At 73.1% G+C, this 16,813-nt stretch carries 4 protein-coding genes; all 4 read left to right on the top strand.

Annotated features, from left to right (window positions below; all coding sequences use genetic code 11):
• Positions 1–54: 54 nt before the first annotated feature.
• The 4 genes from CFN78_RS22080 (at position 55) to CFN78_RS22070 (ending at position 16,763) form a co-directional block, all read left to right on the top strand.
• Positions 55–261, top strand: a complete 207-nt coding sequence (locus CFN78_RS22080; protein ID WP_094864765.1) for an MbtH family protein — start codon at positions 55–57, stop codon at positions 259–261.
• A gap of 46 nt (positions 262–307) precedes the next feature.
• The gene (locus CFN78_RS29290) at positions 308–685 is read left to right on the top strand and encodes a hypothetical protein (RefSeq protein WP_165777665.1); all 378 of its coding nucleotides are present in this window, start codon (positions 308–310) and stop codon (positions 683–685) included.
• A gap of 77 nt (positions 686–762) precedes the next feature.
• Positions 763–7,380: a non-ribosomal peptide synthetase gene (locus CFN78_RS22075; RefSeq protein ID WP_165777664.1), complete on the top strand. Its 6,618-nt coding sequence runs from the start codon at positions 763–765 to the stop codon at positions 7,378–7,380.
• The gene (locus CFN78_RS22070; RefSeq protein WP_094864763.1) at positions 7,377–16,763 is read left to right on the top strand and encodes a non-ribosomal peptide synthetase; all 9,387 of its coding nucleotides are present in this window, start codon (positions 7,377–7,379) and stop codon (positions 16,761–16,763) included. The genes CFN78_RS22075 and CFN78_RS22070 overlap by 4 nt, the downstream gene beginning before the upstream one ends.
• The last annotated feature ends 50 nt before the right edge of the window (positions 16,764–16,813 follow it).

The raw sequence follows: 16,813 nt of genomic DNA, 5'->3' as shown, positions 1-16,813 counted from the left end.
CACAACCACACACCGGACGGCCCGTGCGCCGCCGGCGAGGAGAAGGAGACGGCGATGCCGGAGACCACAGCGCAGCCGCGGTTCAAGGTCGTGCTCAACGACGAGGAGCAGTACTCGATCTGGCCTGCCGACCGGGACAACCCGCTCGGCTGGCGCGACGAGGGCGTCAGCGGAACCCGCGAGGAGTGCCTCGAGCACGTCGAGCGGGTGTGGACCGACCTGCGCCCGCGCAGCGTCCGCGAGCGCATGGCGGCACGGTGACCGATCCGTCAGCAAGCACGTGAGCGAGCGGACCCAGGAGGCGGCGTTGACGACGACCGGACGGATCGAGGTCGATCCCCTGCCACGGCACGGCCCCGCCGATCCCGGCTGCTGTGCGGCGACCTTCGACCTGCGCAGGCTCCAGGACGCACCGGGATGCGCCGCGGAATGCCCGCTCGGGCTGCTGCTGCGCGCCCGCGCGGCGCTGGGCGCCGCCGGGGCGACGGCCGATCCGGTGGCCGCGGCGGCGTCCACCGGGCTCGACGCGGCCATCCACCTGGTGGCGGCCACGGCGCGGCCGTCCGCCGATCCCGCGGGCGAACCGCTGATCTCGACCGGCCTCGCGGCCGCCAGGGCCGCCGTCGGCGCGGCACATTTCGCGCTGGTTCGCCTGCGCGACCGCCAACGGGATCCGGGTTCCTGACACCCGCCCCTCACTCCGTTTCCCACTCCCCCGACGCGGGCCCCGCGTGCGGCAAGCAGCGAAAGGCGCGGTTGGTCATGCGCGACAACACCGAGCAGTTCACCGACACCGACGAGGCCGACCTCCTGGCGCTCCTACTCGCCGAGGAGGACGGCGCCTCCGCGGCTCGCGGCACGACGGAGGTGGCGCCGGAGCCGGTGCCCGAGGTCGTCCCGCTGTCCTTCGCGCAGCGCCAGGTGTGGTTCTTCGAGCAGTGGCAACCGGGCACCCCCACCTACAACGTGGGCACCGCGCACTGGGTGGACGGCCCGCTGGACACCGATGAGCTGCGGCTGGCTCTGGCCGCCGTGATCGCCCGGCACGATGTGCTGCACAGCCACTACGAAGTCCGCGAGGGCACGCCCGTACAGGTGCTCGTGTCCGGGCCGGACGGCGCGGACGGCGCGCTGACGGTGGACGGGCTCGACGGCGTCGCCCCGGACTCGCGGGCGACCACCGCCGTCGAACGGGCCGAGCGCGAGGTGCGCCGTCCGTTCGCGCTGTCCGCGGAACTCCCGCTGCGCGCGCTGCTCCTCGCCGTCGCGCCGGAGCGCCACCTGCTCGTCCTGACCGTGCACCACATCGCCGTGGACGGGCTCTCGCTGGAGCTGCTGCTCACCGAGATCGCCACCGCCTACACCGATCCCAGTGCGGCCGCGGCCAGGCAGGCCCCCCGTTACCACGTCCTCGCCGCCCGGGAGCGCCGCCGCTGGGAAGCGGGCGAACTCGACGATCAGGTGCGGTACTGGCGGAACCAGCTCGCCGGGGCGCCCCCGCTGCTCGCCCTGCCCACCGACCGGCCCCGCCCCGCCATGCAGACCTTCACCGGCCGTACCCGCACGTTCGCCGTCCCCGCCTCCACCGCGGTGACGATGCGGGCCTACAGCGCCGCGGCCGGGGCGACACCGTTCGCCACGATGCTGGCCGCGTTCACCGTGCTGCTGGCCCGCACCAGCGGGCAGGAGGACGTCGTCGTCGGCACCCCGATGGCCACCCGGGACGGGCGGGACCTGGAGAACATGGTCGGCCTGCTCGTCAACACCGTCGCCCTGCGCACGGACGTCTCCGGCAACCCCGCCTTCACCGAGATCCTCGCCCGCGTCCGCGAGATCGTGGCGCAGGCGGTGGGCAACGCGGAGGTCCCGTTCGAGCGCCTGGTCACCGAGCTGGGCCTGGACCGGGTGCTCGACCACGGCCCGATCGCCCAGGTCGTGTTCGGGATGCAGGACGCGCCCGCAGAGCACCGCCTCGGCGCGGCGGGCCTGTCCGGTATCCCGGTGGAGCGCGGCACGGCCAAGTTCGACCTCACCTGGTCCGTCCTCGACGACGCAGGCGACATGCGAGTGGAGGTCGAGTACAACACCGACCTCTTCGACGAGGACACCGTGGAGCGGCTGATCGCGCGGTATCTGCGGGTCCTGGACCAGGTGCTGGCCGATCCGGCGCTGCGGGTCGGCGAGGTCGACCTGTTCACCGAGGCGGACCGGCGGCTGCTGCCCGCCGCCGGGGACGATCATCCGGTACGGGAGTGCCTGCACGAACTGGTCGCCGGGCACGCCGCCGCCAGCCCGCACGCGGTCGCCGTCACCGACGGCGCCGAGTCCCTCACCTACGCCGAACTGGACCGGCGGGCCAACCGGCTCGCACACGTCCTGCGGGCCCGCGGTGCGGGCCCGGAAACAGTGGTCGGGGTCTGCGCGGAACGCTCGGCCGGCCTCGTGGTGATGCTGCTTGCGGTGCTGAAGTCGGGTGGCGCGTACCTGCCGATAGATCCGCAGTATCCGTTGGAACGCAAGCGATTCCTGCTCGAGGACGCACGCGCGGCGATGGTGCTCGCCGATCCGGCGTCCGCGGGACTGCTACCGGAGGGCCCTTGGCCCGTACTCGGCCAGGACGATCTCGCTGCCGATCTCACCGCCGCGCCGGACACCGCCCCCCGCTGGCACGGTTCGCCGGACGATCTCGCCTACGTCATCCACACCTCCGGTTCCAGCGGCCTGCCCAAGGGGGTCGCGATCCCGCACCGCAACGTGGTGCGGCTGCTCGCGGCCACCCGGGACTGGTTCGCCTTCGGTGAGCAGGACGTGTGGACGATGTTCCATTCGTACGCCTTCGACTTCTCGGTGTGGGAACTGTGGGGCGCACTGTGTCACGGCGGGCGGCTGGTGACGGTTCCGCAGGCGGTCGCCCGGTCACCGCACGCCTTCCACGAGCTGGTCGCGGCCGAGGGGGTCACCGTGCTGAACCAGACCCCCTCGGCGTTCCGGGGCCTGGTCGAGGCCGACGCCGAGCGGGAGGACCTGCGCGAAGGGCTCGTCCTGCGGGTGGTGATCTTCGGCGGCGAGGCACTGGACGCGGGCAGCGTGCGGCGCTGGTTCGCCCGGCACGGCGAGACCGGTCCCCGGCTGGTCAACATGTACGGGATCACCGAGACGACCGTGCACGTCACCTACCGTCCGCTGTCGGCGTCCGATGTGGACGGTGAGGCGAGCCCGATCGGCGTGCCCATACCGGATCTGCGCGTGCACGTGATCGACCGCTGGGGCAGCCCGGTCCCGGTGGGCATCCCGGGCGAACTGCACGTCGGCGGCGCGGGAGTGGCCCGGGGTTACCTAGGCAGGCCCGGTCTGACGGCGGAGCGGTTCGTCCCTGACCCGTTCGGCGGCCTGCCGGGCGCCCGGCTCTACCGCACCGGCGACCTCGGCCGCTTCCGCGCCGACGGGCAACTCGAATATCTGGGGCGCAACGACGAACAGGTGAAGATCCGGGGATTCCGGATCGAGCTCGGCGAGGTCGAGGCCGAGCTGGGGCGGCATCCCGAGGTGCACGCGGCGGCGGTACGCGCCCAGGCGAACGCGGGTTCCGCCGCGCGGCTGGCCGGGTACGTCGTCGCCGGAGCAGGGGTCACCACCGGCGTGCTGCGGGAGTACCTGGCGCGCAGGCTGCCGGAGTACATGGTGCCCGCGGTCTTCGTCTTCCTCGACGAACTGCCGATGACGGTGAACGGCAAGGTCGACCGGCGCAGGCTGCCCGAACCCGAGTCGGTGCGGCCGGAACTCGCGCAGGCCTACCAGGCGCCGGCGACATCGGTGGAGGAGCGCCTGGCCGCGGTCTGGGGGGAGGTACTCGACGTCGACCGGGTCGGCGTGTGCGACAGCTTCTTCGACCTCGGCGGCGACTCCATCCGCAGCCTGCAGGTGCTGGGGCTGGCGAAGGAGCGCGGGCTGGAGTTCACCCTGCAGGACCTGTTCCGCACCCCGACGATCCGGGAACTGGCGGGCGCGGTGCGGGAAGTGGAGCGGACCGAGCGGGTGCGCACACCGTTCGCGCTGATCGCGGAGGACGACCGGGAGAAGCTGCCGGCCGGGCTGGTGGACGCCTACCCCATGTCGGTGCTGCAGGCGGGAATGGTCTACCACATGGTGGCCGACGCCGAGAACCTCCCGTACCACAACGTGAACAGCTTCCATCTGCGCGCGCGGTTCGACGCGGATCTCTTCGGCCGCGCCGTGGCCGACGTGGTGGAGCGGCACCCCATTCTGCGCACCGCCTTCGACATGGGCACCTATCGCGAGCCGATGCAGCTCGTGTACCCGACGGCCACGCTGCCCATCGAGGTGCACGACCTGCGCGGCCGTTCCGAGCGAGAGCAGGAGGCGGAGCTGCTGGACGTGCTGCACGCCGAGCGCCACCGCCCGTTCGAGCTGGCCGAGCCGCCCTTCCTGCGCTACCTGCTGCACCGGCGCACCGAGCACACCTTCCAGTGGACGGTCACCGAGCACCACGCGATCTTCGACGGCTGGAGTCTGTTCTCCACCCAGGCGGAGGTGCTGGGCCGCTACCTGGCGCTGCTGGACGACCCCGCGACCGCACCCACCCCGGCTCCGGCCTCCCAGTTCCGCGACTTCATCGAACTCGAACGCGCGGCCATCGCCTCGCCGGAGTCGAAGCGGTACTGGCAGGACACCCTGGACGGGTACGCGCCCGTCCCGCTGCCCCTGTGGCCGGCGCGGGCGTCCGGACCGGCCGGTGCGGACGACTACGACTCGGCGGTGCACGGCGAGACCGAGGGCGAGGTGCGGCAGTGGCGCTTCACCTCGACGCGCACCGCCAGCCACCGCTCGCTGGAGGCCCTGATCCCGCTGGAGGTGTGCGACGCGCTGCTGGAGCTGGCCGCGAAGGCCGGTGTGCCGTTCAAGAGCGTGCTGCTGGCCGCGCACATGAAGGTGATGAGCCAGTCGACCGGCCAGACCGACGTCGTGACCGGGCTGACCGCGCACGGCAGGCCGGAGGACGTGGACAGCACCGACGTGCGGGGCATGTTCCTGAACGTGCCGCCGATCCGGGCGGAGATCGCCGGGGGTACGTGGCTCGACCTGGTGCGCCGGGTCTTCCACGCGGAGGAGGACCTGCTGCCGCACCGGAGGTACCCGCTGGCCAGGATGCAGTGGGATCTCGGCGGCGTCGAACTGTTCGACAACACGTTCCTGTACAACCATTTCCACGTCATGCAGGACGTGATCGGCTCCGGCGTGGAGATCCTGGACGACCGGATCGAGTCGACCACCGAGTACCGCGCCGAACCGACCAGTTTCGCGCTGTCCACCGGTTTCCTGCGCAATCCGCGCTCCTCGCAGCTCCTGCTGCGGCTGGACTACTACACCGCGAAGCTCACCGACGAGCAGGCCGAGGCGATCCGCGGGTACTACCTCGCCGTGCTCACCGCGATGACCGAGGCCGAACAACGCCACGACACCTTCTCCCCGCTCGACACCGGGGAACGGGGAAAGGTCCTGCGCGACTGGAACATGCCCGCCGCCGAGTATCCCGTGGACCTGTGCGTGCACGAGCTGATCGAACGCCAGGCGTTGCGGACACCGGACGCGATCGCCGTGGTGGACGAGGACATCGAGCTGAGCTACGCCGAACTCGACGCCCGCGCCAATCGGCTCGCGCACCGGCTGCGCGCGCTGGGTGCCGGGCCGGAGTCCGTGGTCGGCGTCTGCCTGGAACGGGACGCGCACATGGTGGTCACGCTGCTCGGTGTGCTGAAGTCCGGTGCCGCGTACCTGCCGCTCGATCCGCAGTACCCGCACGAGCGCTTGCGGTTCCTGCTCGAGGACGCGGGCGCCGCGCTGGTGGTGACCCGCACGGCGGTGGCCGACCGGGTCCCCGGTGGCGAGTGGACGGTGCTCACCGCGGACGCCCCGGAGGCCGGGGTTGAGCCGCGGCCGTCGACCAGTCCCGGCCGGACCAGTGAGCCGGAGGACCTGGCGTACGTGATCTACACCTCCGGTTCCACCGGAAGGCCGAAGGGCGTGCTGGTGCCGCATTCCGGCGTGGTGAACTACCTCGGCTGGTGCGTGCAGGAGTACGCGAGCCGCGGCGACGGTGGCGCGCCGGTGTTCTCCTCCTTCGCCTTCGACATGATCGTGCCGAATCTGTACACCCCGCTGATCCTCGGGCAGCGCGTGTGCGTGCTGCCCGAGTCGCTGGACGCCGCGCGCCTGGGCAGGCGGCTGGCCGAACTCGCGCCCTTCTCGTTCATCAAGATGACACCCGGGCACCTGGACATGCTCGGGCAGCTTCTCGGCCGGGCGTCGGCCAGGAAACTCGCCGGGACGCTGGTGGTCGGCGCCGACGCGTTCCCGGCCCGCAACCTCGCCGCGTGGCGCGCGCTCGACCCGGACACCGTGGTGCTCAACGAGTACGGCCCCACCGAGGCCTCGGTGGGCAACACCGTCTACCACACGGACGGGCCGGTGGACTCCGATCTGCTGCCGATCGGCCGGGCGATCCCCAACACCACGATGTACGTGCTGGACGCAGCGATGAACCCGGCCCCGGTCGGTGTTCCCGGCGAGCTGTACATCGGCGGCGCCTGCGTCGTCCGCGGCTACGCCGGACGAGCCGCGCTCACCGCCGACCGGTTCGTCCCGGATCCGTTCGCCGACGGGCCAGGGGCCCGCATGTACCGCACCGGCGACCTCGGCCGCTGGCTGCCGGAGGGCAACCTGGAGTTCCACGGCCGGGTCGACGACCAGGTGAAGATCAACGGCTACCGGGTCGAGCCGGGCGAGGTGGAGATGGCGCTCGCCGCGCATCCCGCCGTCGCCCGGTCGGTGGCGGCCGTCGTCGGCAGGGATCGGGCCACCCGGCGCCTCGTCGGCTACTACGTGCCGAGGACCGAGGTCGATCCCGGTGAACTGATGGACTACCTGGCCGAGCGGTTGCCCGGCTACCTGGTGCCCTCCGCGCTGGTGGCGATCGAGGAGATCCCGCTCAACCCGAACGGCAAGGTCGACCGCAAGGCCCTGCCCGATCCGCGCATGCGCGGCGAGGAGGCGGCGCGCCGGTTCCGGGCACCACGGGTGCCGCTGGAGGAGCTGCTGGCGATGACCTGGGAAGAGCTGCTGGGGGTGGAGAGAGCCGGGGTCGACGACAACTTCTACGCGCTCGGCGGGAACTCGCTGCTCGCCACCCAGCTCGCGTTCCGCGTGTGCACCGCGCTGAACCTCGACATCGTGTTCGAGCCGTTCCTCGGCGCGCGAACGCTCGCGGAACTCTCCTCGGCGCTGGGCTCGGTGGTCCGCGAGCAGCACGGCGACGAGGTCGCCGCGGTGCTGCTCGAACCGGCGGAGGAGGTCGGGCGATGACGGTGGACAGTGCCGCCGGGGGCCGGGCCACCGCGGACGATCCGCTCGCCCGGCTGACCGGGCTCACGCCAGCGCAACGGGAACTGCTGGGCAGGCGGATGACGGCGCGGGCCGCCGGTCCGGCGCTGGTGGCCGCGCCACGGAACACCGGCACGCCGGTGTTCCCGGCATCGTCGGCGCAGCAACGGTTCTGGTACGCCCAGCAGCTCGACCCCGGCGGCGACGCCTACAACGTCCCGCTGGTGTGCGAGCTGACCGGGACGCTGGACGTCGCCGCGCTCGGCGACGCGGTGGCCGAGGTGGTGCGAAGGCACGAGATCCTGCGCACCGTCTTCGCCGAGGAGGACGGCGTGCTGACCCAGCACGTGCGCCCGGCACCGGCGGGGCCGCTGCTCCTGCTGGAGCCGCCGGCCGCGCGGATCGATGCGGAGGTGCACGCGCTGAGCACGCGCCCGTTCGATCTCCGCGAGGAGCCGCCGTTGCGCGCGGCACTCCTGCGCGCCGGGGCGCGGCGGCACGTGCTGGTGCTGGTCCTGCACCACATCGCCTTCGACGCCTGGTCCGAGCGGGTACTGCTGGACGCACTCGGCAGGTTCTACGCAGCCGGGGTGGCGGGCAACGCCGGGCGCGGCGCGGCGGACCTTCCGGCCGTGCCCCAGTACGGCGACCTCGCGGTCTGGGAACGTGACCGGCTGGCCGGCCCCGCGCTGGAGCGGCAGGCGGCGTACTGGCGGAGGCGGCTGGCCGGTCTGGTCGAGTACGAGCTGCCCGCAGACCGTCCCCGTCCACGGGTGCGGAGTCTCGCCGGTGACGCGGTGACGGTGGAACTCGGCGCGGACCTGTCGGCGGACCTGCGGGCACACTGTGCCCGGGAGTCGGTCACGCCGTTCGTGGCCACACTGGCCGCGTTCACCGCCGTGCTGCACCGCCGCACCGGCGACCGGGAGGTCACGGTCGGCTCGCTGGTCTCCGGGCGCACCCGGCCGGAGACAGAGCGGATGATCGGCCCGTTCCTGAACACCGTCGTGCTGCGCACGGACCTGGGTGACGATCCCGCGTTCGGCCAGCTGACCTCCCGGGTGGCCGAGGTGGTACGGGAGGCGCTGGCCAACCAGGAACTGCCGTTCGGTCGGGTCGTCGAGGACCTGGGCCCGGTGCGCGACCCGAGCCGGAGCCCGCTGTTCCAGGTGATGTTCCAGTTCGACGGGTCGGCCGCCGAGGCGATGCGGGAACTGCGGCTGGGAACGGCGCTGGCACGGCCGGTGGCACCGGCGTCCTCCCGCCTGGACACCGACCTGATCGTCGGCGTGACCGACGGGACGGCAGGCATGAGCGCGGTGTTCCAGTTCGCCGTGGACCTGTTCGACCGCGCGACGATCGAGACACTCGCGACGCAGTTCCGCACCGCCCTGCGGACGATGGTCGCGACACCAGGCACACTGGTGTCCACTGTGGACCTCGATGACGGGGCCCGGGCCGCCGTCACCGGTGGTACGCGCCGAGTGCTGGACCGGGCCGGGCGCCCGGTCCTGCTGGGCGGCACCGGGGAGCTGTGCACCGGCGAGGGGCCCGCCCGGCGCAGCGGCCTGCGGGCGCGTCTCGGTCCGGACGGCCTGATCACCGTGGCCGGGCCGCTCTCCCGGCGGGTGAAATCGGCGGGACTGCGGATCGACCTGGACCGGATCGACGCCGCCCTGCTCACCCATCCCGCCGTCGAGGACGCGGTCGTACTCGTCCACCCGCTCGGTGGCGGACGGCACGGGCTCACCGGCTACGTCACCGCCGGCACCGAAGTGTCCGAAGTGGACCTTCGAGAGCACCTGCGGCCGATCGTGCCGGGACACCTGGTACCGCAACGGATCATCGCGGTGGACACCATCGCGCGTACCGCCGCGGGCACGGTGGACGCCACCGCGCTGCCCGCACCCGCTCCGGCCGAACCCGGCGGGGAGGCCGACCCGTCCGAGCTGGCCGCCCTGTTCGCCGAAGTGCTGGACCTGCCCGGCGTCCGCGCCGAGGAGGACTTCTTCGAACTCGGCGGAAACAGCATCCTGGCGATCCGGCTGATCAACCGCGTCCGCGCGGAGTTCGGCCGGGACCTGGCCGTCGGCGACCTGTTCCAGGCGCCCACCGTCACCCGGTTGGCCGAGGTGCTGGCCGAGGCGGACGGGGCGGCCCCTGCCCTGCGCGCCACACCGCGGCCGGACCACGTCCCGCTCTCGCCGGGACAGCGGCGGCTCTGGTTCCTGGACCGGCTCGGCGAGCTGGGCTCCGCCTACCACATCTCGTTCGCCGTCCGGCTCTCCGGACCGGTGGACACCGCCGCACTGGACGCCGCTTTCGGCGACCTGCTGGCGCGGCACGAAACCCTGCGTACGGTGTTCCCCGAGGACGAGGACGGGCCCGTCCAGCAGGTGCTGCCCGCGCACCGGGCCGGGCCAGTACTGGACACGGCGACCGGTCCCACGCTCGACGAGTCTGGCCTGGCGGCGGCGATCGAGCGCGATGTGGCGATGCCCTTCGACCTGGCGAGCGGCATCCCGCTGCGCGCCCACCTCTACCGGCTCGACGACGGCGGGCACGCGCTCGCCGTGGTGCTGCACCACATCGCGGGCGACGGGGTGTCGGCGGCGGTACTCGGACGCGATCTCGCCGCCGCCTACGCCGCGCGGCGCGCCGGCAGGGCCCCGGACTGGGTGCCGCTACCGGTGCAGTACGCCGACTTCACCTTGTGGCAGCGGGACACGCTCGGCGACGACCGCGACCCGGACAGTCCCGCGGGCAGGCAACTCGCCTACTGGACCGCGGCACTGGACGGCCTGCCGGAGCGGCTCGCCCTGCCCGCCGATCGGCCGGGTACGGACACCGGCCACCGGGGCGGCAGCGTCGAGTTCGACATCGGCCGCGGCACGCACGCCCGGCTCACCGCGCTCGCCCGCGACACCGGCGCGACGCCGTTCATGGTGCTGCAGGCCGCTTTCGCCGCCCTGCTCACCCGGCTGGGTTGCGGCACCGACATCCCGTTCGGCACCGTCGTCGCGGGCCGTCCGGACACCGCGCTGGACGACCTGATCGGCTTCTTCGTCAACACACTCGTGCTCCGGACCGACACCTCCGGCGATCCCTCCTTCAGCGAGCTGGTCACCCGGGTGCGCGCGGCCGACCTCGCCGCGTTCGGCAACCAGGACGTCCCGTTCGACCGGCTGGTCGAGGAACTCAACCCCTCCAGGTCCGGTGCGCACCACCCGCTGTTCCAGGTGATGCTGACGCACGAACGCGAACCGGTACAGGACATGCCGCTCCTGCCCGGAACGCGGGCCGAGGCGCTGCCGATCGCAAGGGGCACCGCGAAGTTCGACCTCGCGCTCGATCTCGCCGAACGCTACGCCGAGGGCTCCCCGGCCGGGATCCGCGGCGTCCTGGACCACCGCGCCGACATGTTCGACCGGGACACCGCCCAGGCACTCGCCACCCGCTTCGTTCGCTTCCTCGGCTTCCTGCTCGACGATCCCAGTCAACCACTGTCCACTATGGACATCGTGGACGCAGGCGAACACGCCCGGATACTGGGCGAATGGGGCACCGCCCGGCCCTCCCCCGCTCCCCGTTCGCTACCCACCCTGTTCGAGGCGCAGGTCGCGCGAACCCCGGACGCTCCGGCGCTCACCTTCGACGGCGGCTCACTCAGCTACGCCGAACTCGACGCCCGGGCCAACCGGCTCGCCCGCTCGGTCCGTGCCGCCGGCACGGGCCCCGGTGACGCCGTCGGCCTGCTTCAGCACCGTTCGGCCGAGCTGGTGGTCTCGATCCTGGCCGTGCTGAAGGCCGGGGCCGCCTACGTGCCGCTGCCACCCGGGCAGCCCGCCGCCCGGCTGTGGCGGGTCACCGAGGACGCCGGGGTGCGACTGCTGGTCACCGGCCCCGGCGGCACCGACGAGTTCGCCGCCGCCTGGTCCGCGTCCGGACGCGCGGTACTGGACCGGAGCGCTCCCGCCGAGGCCACCTCCGCCCGGCCCGCCGGCCCGGAGCAGGACCCCGGCCAACTCGCCTACGTCATGTTCACCTCGGGGTCGACCGGGGTACCGAAGGCGGTCGGTGTCACCCACGCCAACGTGGCCGCGCTCGCCGCCGACCACCGGTTCGCCGGCGGCGGCCACACCCGGGTCCTGCTGCACTCCGCACAGGCCTTCGACGCCTCGACCTACGAGCTGTGGGTGCCGCTGCTCTCCGGCGGCGAGATCGTCCTCGCCCCCGAGGGCGAGGTGGACACCCGCGAACTGCGGCGGCTGGTGACCGGGTTCGGCGTGACGGCGATCTGGCTCACCGCCGGGCTGTTCACCCTGATCGCCGAGGAGGATCCGGGCTGCCTCACCGGCGTCCGGGAGGTCTGGACCGGGGGTGACGTGGTGCCGCCGGACGCGGTCCGCGCCGTGCGGGCGAGCTGCCCCGGGGTCCGGGTCGTGAACGGCTACGGGCCCACCGAGACCACCACCTTCGCCACGGCGGGCGCGGCCGAGCCCGAACCCGGCGGCGGGGTGCCCATCGGCCGCCCACTCGACGGCACCCGCGTGTCCGTTCTCGACCGGGCGTTGCGGCCGGTGCCCGCCGGGGTGCCCGGCGAGCTCTACGTCGCGGGAACCGGTCTGTCACGGGGATACCTGGGCGCACCGGCGGCCACCGCACTGCGGTTCGTGCCCGATCCGCACGGCCCCGCCGGGACCCGGATGTACCGCACCGGCGACACCGTCCGGTGGAACCGGCGCGGCACGCTGGATTTCCTGGGCCGCGCGGACGAGCAGGTGAAGATCCGCGGGTTCCGCATCGAGCCGGGTGAGATCAGGGCCACCCTGCTACGCCACCCCGCGGTGGCCCACGCGGCGGTCGTGGTCCGCGAGGACGTGCCAGGGGAGAAGCGGCTCGTCGGCTACGTGGTGCCCTCGGGCCCGTCCGGCGGCGACGGCACCGGCCTGCTCGCCTGGCTGGGGCGGGAACTGCCCGCGTACCTGGTGCCCTCCGCTGTGCTCACCGTGGACGCGATTCCGTTGACCGGCAACGGGAAACTGGATCGGCGGGCGCTGCCCGCGCCGGCCGACGGCCGATCGCCCACCGGGCGGGCGCCGCGCACGCCGAGGGAACAGATCCTGTGCGCGCTCTTCGCCGAGGTGCTGGGGGTCGCGACGGCCGGTGTCGACGACGGGTTCTTCGACCTCGGCGGGCATTCCCTGCTCGCCGCCCGCCTCGCCGCGCGCGTCCGGTCCACAATGGACTTACAGCTTCCGATCCGGGAGCTGTTCGAGCATCCGACGGTCGCGGCACTGGCCGGCAGGCTGACGACCGCGGATCCGGCCCGGCCGGTACTGGCGCCGAGAGAGCGGACCGGCCCGATCCCACTGTCCTTCGCGCAGGAACGACTGTGGTTCCTCGATTCGCTGGACCGCTCCGGCACCGCGGGGCGGCCACCGGGCTCACCGGACCCGGCCACCCCCTATGCGGTCACCTTCGCCACCCGGCTCACCGGCGCGCTCGACGAGGCCGCGCTGGGTGCCGCGCTCGGCGACCTGTGCGAGCGGCACGAGAGCCTGCGCACGGTGTTTCCCGCGTCCGGTGGGATCCCCCGGCAGGTCGTGCTCGACGCGGGGGACCCGGGTCCGTGTACCGCCGACGCCACCGAGGCCACCCTGCCCGACCTGCTCGCGGCGGCCCGAGCACGGCCCTTCGACCTCGCCACCGAGATCCCCTTCCGCGCCCACCTGTTCCGGCTCGGCCCGGAGGAACGTGTTCTGCTGCTGGTGCTGCACCACATCGCGGCGGACGGCTGGTCGATCACCCCGTTGTGCCGGGACCTGGCCACCGCCTACGTGGCGCGGGCAGACGGCCGGGCTCCGCGATGGTCGGCACTACCGGTGCAGTACGCCGACTACGCGGTCTGGCAGCGGGAACTGCTGGACGGCGGCTCCCGGGACGCACCCACCGGGCGGCTCGGCTACTGGACGGCCGCACTGGCCGGGCTGCCGGAGGAACTGGCGCTGCCCGGTGCCCGTCCCCGGCCGTCGGCCGCGCGCCATCACGGCGACGTCACCGGCTTCCGGCTCGACGCGCCCCTGCACCGCGCCGTCACCGCACTGGCGGTACGGCACCGGGCGACGACGTTCATGGTGCTGCAGGCGGCGGTCGCCGCGTTGCTCACCAGGATGGGGGCGGGCACCGACATCCCGCTCGGAACGCCGGTCGCCGGCCGGGACGAGGACGCACTGGACGATCTGGTCGGGTTCTTCGTCAACACCCTCGTGCTGCGTACCGACACCGCGGGCGACCCGGGGTTCGGCGAACTGCTCGACCGGGTGCGCACCGCGGATCTGGCCGCGTACGCACACGCCGAGGTGCCGTTCGAGCGGATCGTCGACGCGGTCAACCCGCCGCGTTCGATGGCCCGGCACCCCCTGTTCCAGGTGATGCTGACCTTCCAGAGCGATGCCGGGCCCGCCGTCGAACTCGCCGGGACCACTTCCACCGTGCAGCCACTCGGCAACCGGTCGGCGAAGTTCGACCTGACCTTCGACGTCGCCGAGACCCGCACCGCCGAGGGGGACCCGGACGGGATCGCCGGATCGATCGAGTTCGACACCGACCTCTTCGACCGGGAAACGGTGCGGCTGCTGGCTTCGCGGCTCGTCCGGCTGCTCACCGCCGCCGTCGCCGAACCCGACCGGCCGATCGGCGACCTGGTCCTGCTCGACGAGACGGAACGGGCGCGCCTCGCCTCCTGGAACAGCACCGGCCATCCGCACGCGTCCGGCACGCTCGACGAGTTGTTCCGGCGGCAGGCGGCGCGTACCCCGGAGGCCACCGCCCTGGTCTCCGAGGACGGCTCGCTCACCTACGCCGAACTGGACGCCCGCGTCGAGCGGTTGTCCCGGCTGCTGCGCGAACGTGGAGCCGGGCCGGAACGATTCGTCGCGGTGGCCGTCCCCCGGCGCACCGAACTCGTCGTCGCCCTGCACGCGATCCTGCGCTCGGGAGCCGCCTACCTGCCAGTGGACACCGGGTATCCCGCCGCGCGGATACGCGACCTGATCGAGGACGCCGGCGTCGCGCTCGTGCTGACCACGAGCGACACCGTCCCGCTCCTGCCGGACGACGGAACCGCCCGGCTGGTACTGGACGAGGCCGAACCGGCAGGGCCCGGCCCCTCCCACCCACAGTCCACTGTGGACCCCGACCCGGGTGCGGGCGAGCCCGGCCGCCCGGCGTACCTGATCTACACCTCGGGCTCGACCGGTAAGCCGAAGGGTGTGGTGGTGACCCACACGGCGATCGTCAATCGGCTGATGTGGATGCAGCACGAGTACCCGCTGGACGCGGGCGACCGGATCCTGCAGAAGACCCCGGCCGGGTTCGACGTCTCGGTCTGGGAGTTCTTCTGGCCGCTGACCACCGGCGCGACCCTGGTTCTCGCCCGTCCGGACGGTCATCGCGACCCGCACTACCTGGCGGAGCTGATCCGCTCCGAGCGCATCACCACCGTCCACTTCGTACCGTCGATGCTGCGGGAGTTCCTGCACTCCGGCGAGGCCGGGACGTGCACCAGCCTGCGCCGCGTGTTCTGCAGTGGGGAGGCGCTGCCCGCGGACCTGCTCGACCGGTACCTCACACTGCTGGACACACCGCTGTACAACCTCTACGGCCCCACCGAGGCCGCGGTCGACGTCACCCACTGGACCTGCACCCCCGCCGACGCCGACGCCGACGCGGGTCAGGTACCGATCGGGCGGCCGATCCACAACGTCGGCACCTACGTGCTCGACGCCGCGCTGCGCCCGCAGCCGCCCGGCGTTCCCGGCGAGCTGTACCTCGCCGGGGTCGCCCTGGCCCGCGGGTACCTCGGCCGGGGCGGGCTCACCGCCACCCGGTTCGTCGCGAACCCGGCGGGCCCCGAGGGCGCACGCATGTACCGCACCGGCGATCTGGCCCAGTGGAACGCCGACGGCTCCCTGCGGTACCTGGGCCGCACCGACGACCAGGTGAAGCTCCGTGGCCAGCGGATCGAACTCGGTGAGATCGAGGCGGCTCTGAGCCGCTGCCCGGGCGTTGCCCACGCCGCCGTCCTCGTCCGCGAGGAGCGGCCCGGCGACCCCGCCCTGGTGGCCTACGTGGTCGCGGACGGCGCCGCCCGCGAGCCGGCCGTGCTGCGCGCCCACCTGCGCACGCTGCTGCCGGAGCACATGGTGCCCGCCGCCTTCGTTCCCCTCGGTGCACTACCGGTGACCGTCAACGGCAAGCTCGACCGCCGGGCGCTGCCCGCGCCCCAGGCACCCTCCGGTAGCGGCCGGGCACCGCGGTCACCCGCCGAGGAGGTACTGCGAGGACTGTTCGCCGACACCCTCGGCCGCCCGGACATCGGCGTCGACGACGGATTCTTCGACCACGGCGGCCATTCACTGCTGGCCGCCAGACTGGTCGGCCGGATCCGGTCCGTGCTCGGCGTGACGCTGCCGGTCCGGTCGCTGTTCGACACTCCGACCGTGGCCGGGATGGCGGAGACACTGGGAACCCTGGATGCCGCGCCGTCCGGGACCGCGCTCGCGCCGCTGCTGCCGCTGCGCGCGGCGGGTACCCGGCCGCCTCTGTTCTGCGTGCATCCCGGGCGCGGCCTGAGCTGGTGCTACGCCGGGCTGCTGCCGTGGCTCGATCCCGGGCAGCCGGTGTACGGCCTGCAGGCCAGGGGCCTCGCCCCGGACGGCTCCCCCGCCCCGGACCTGGCCGCGATGGTCGCGGACTACCTCACCCTCATCCGCTCGGTCCAACCCGCCGGGCCCTACCACCTGCTCGGCTGGTCCTTCGGTGGCGACGTCGCGCACGCCCTCGCCACTTCCCTGCGGGAGCAGGGCGAGGAGGTCGCGCTGCTGGCCCTGCTGGACGCCTATCCCCCGATGCCCGGGCACCGGCCCGCCGAGGCGGAGATCGCGCGCGGCCTCCTGCACGATCTGGGTCTGCCAACGGAGGACGGGGCAACACCCTCGCGACAGGAGCTGATCGACGCACTCGGCGACGGGATCCTGGCCGATCTCGATGAGCACGAACGCGGGGCCGTCGTGGACGTCTTCTCGAACAACGCCCGTCTGCTGGCCGGATTCACACCCGGAGTCTTCGACGGCGACCTGCTGATGTTCACCGCCGCGCATACCGGTCCGGACGCCCGCGACTCCGCGGACTGGCTGCCCCACGTCGGCGGGCGGGTCGAGGTGCACCCGATCGACGCCGCGCATCGCGAGATGACCGGCCCTCGGGCCCTGGCCACGATCGGATCCGTGCTCGCGCGCCGGCTGGACGGCCGACCGGCCGCCGAACCGGTCAGCGAGCCGTCCGCCGATCCGCCGCCGTGACGGTGCGCCGGCCACCGTCCCGCGCCGCCGAGGGTGCGCGGCGTTAGAGT

Origin of the sequence: Amycolatopsis antarctica (assembly GCF_002262875.1) — a bacterium.
GTDB classification, from domain to species: Bacteria; Actinomycetota; Actinomycetes; order Mycobacteriales; family Pseudonocardiaceae; genus Amycolatopsis; species Amycolatopsis antarctica.
The sequence above is the reverse complement of the archived record's forward strand: the minus strand, read 5'-3'. Positions and strand labels throughout refer to the sequence as shown.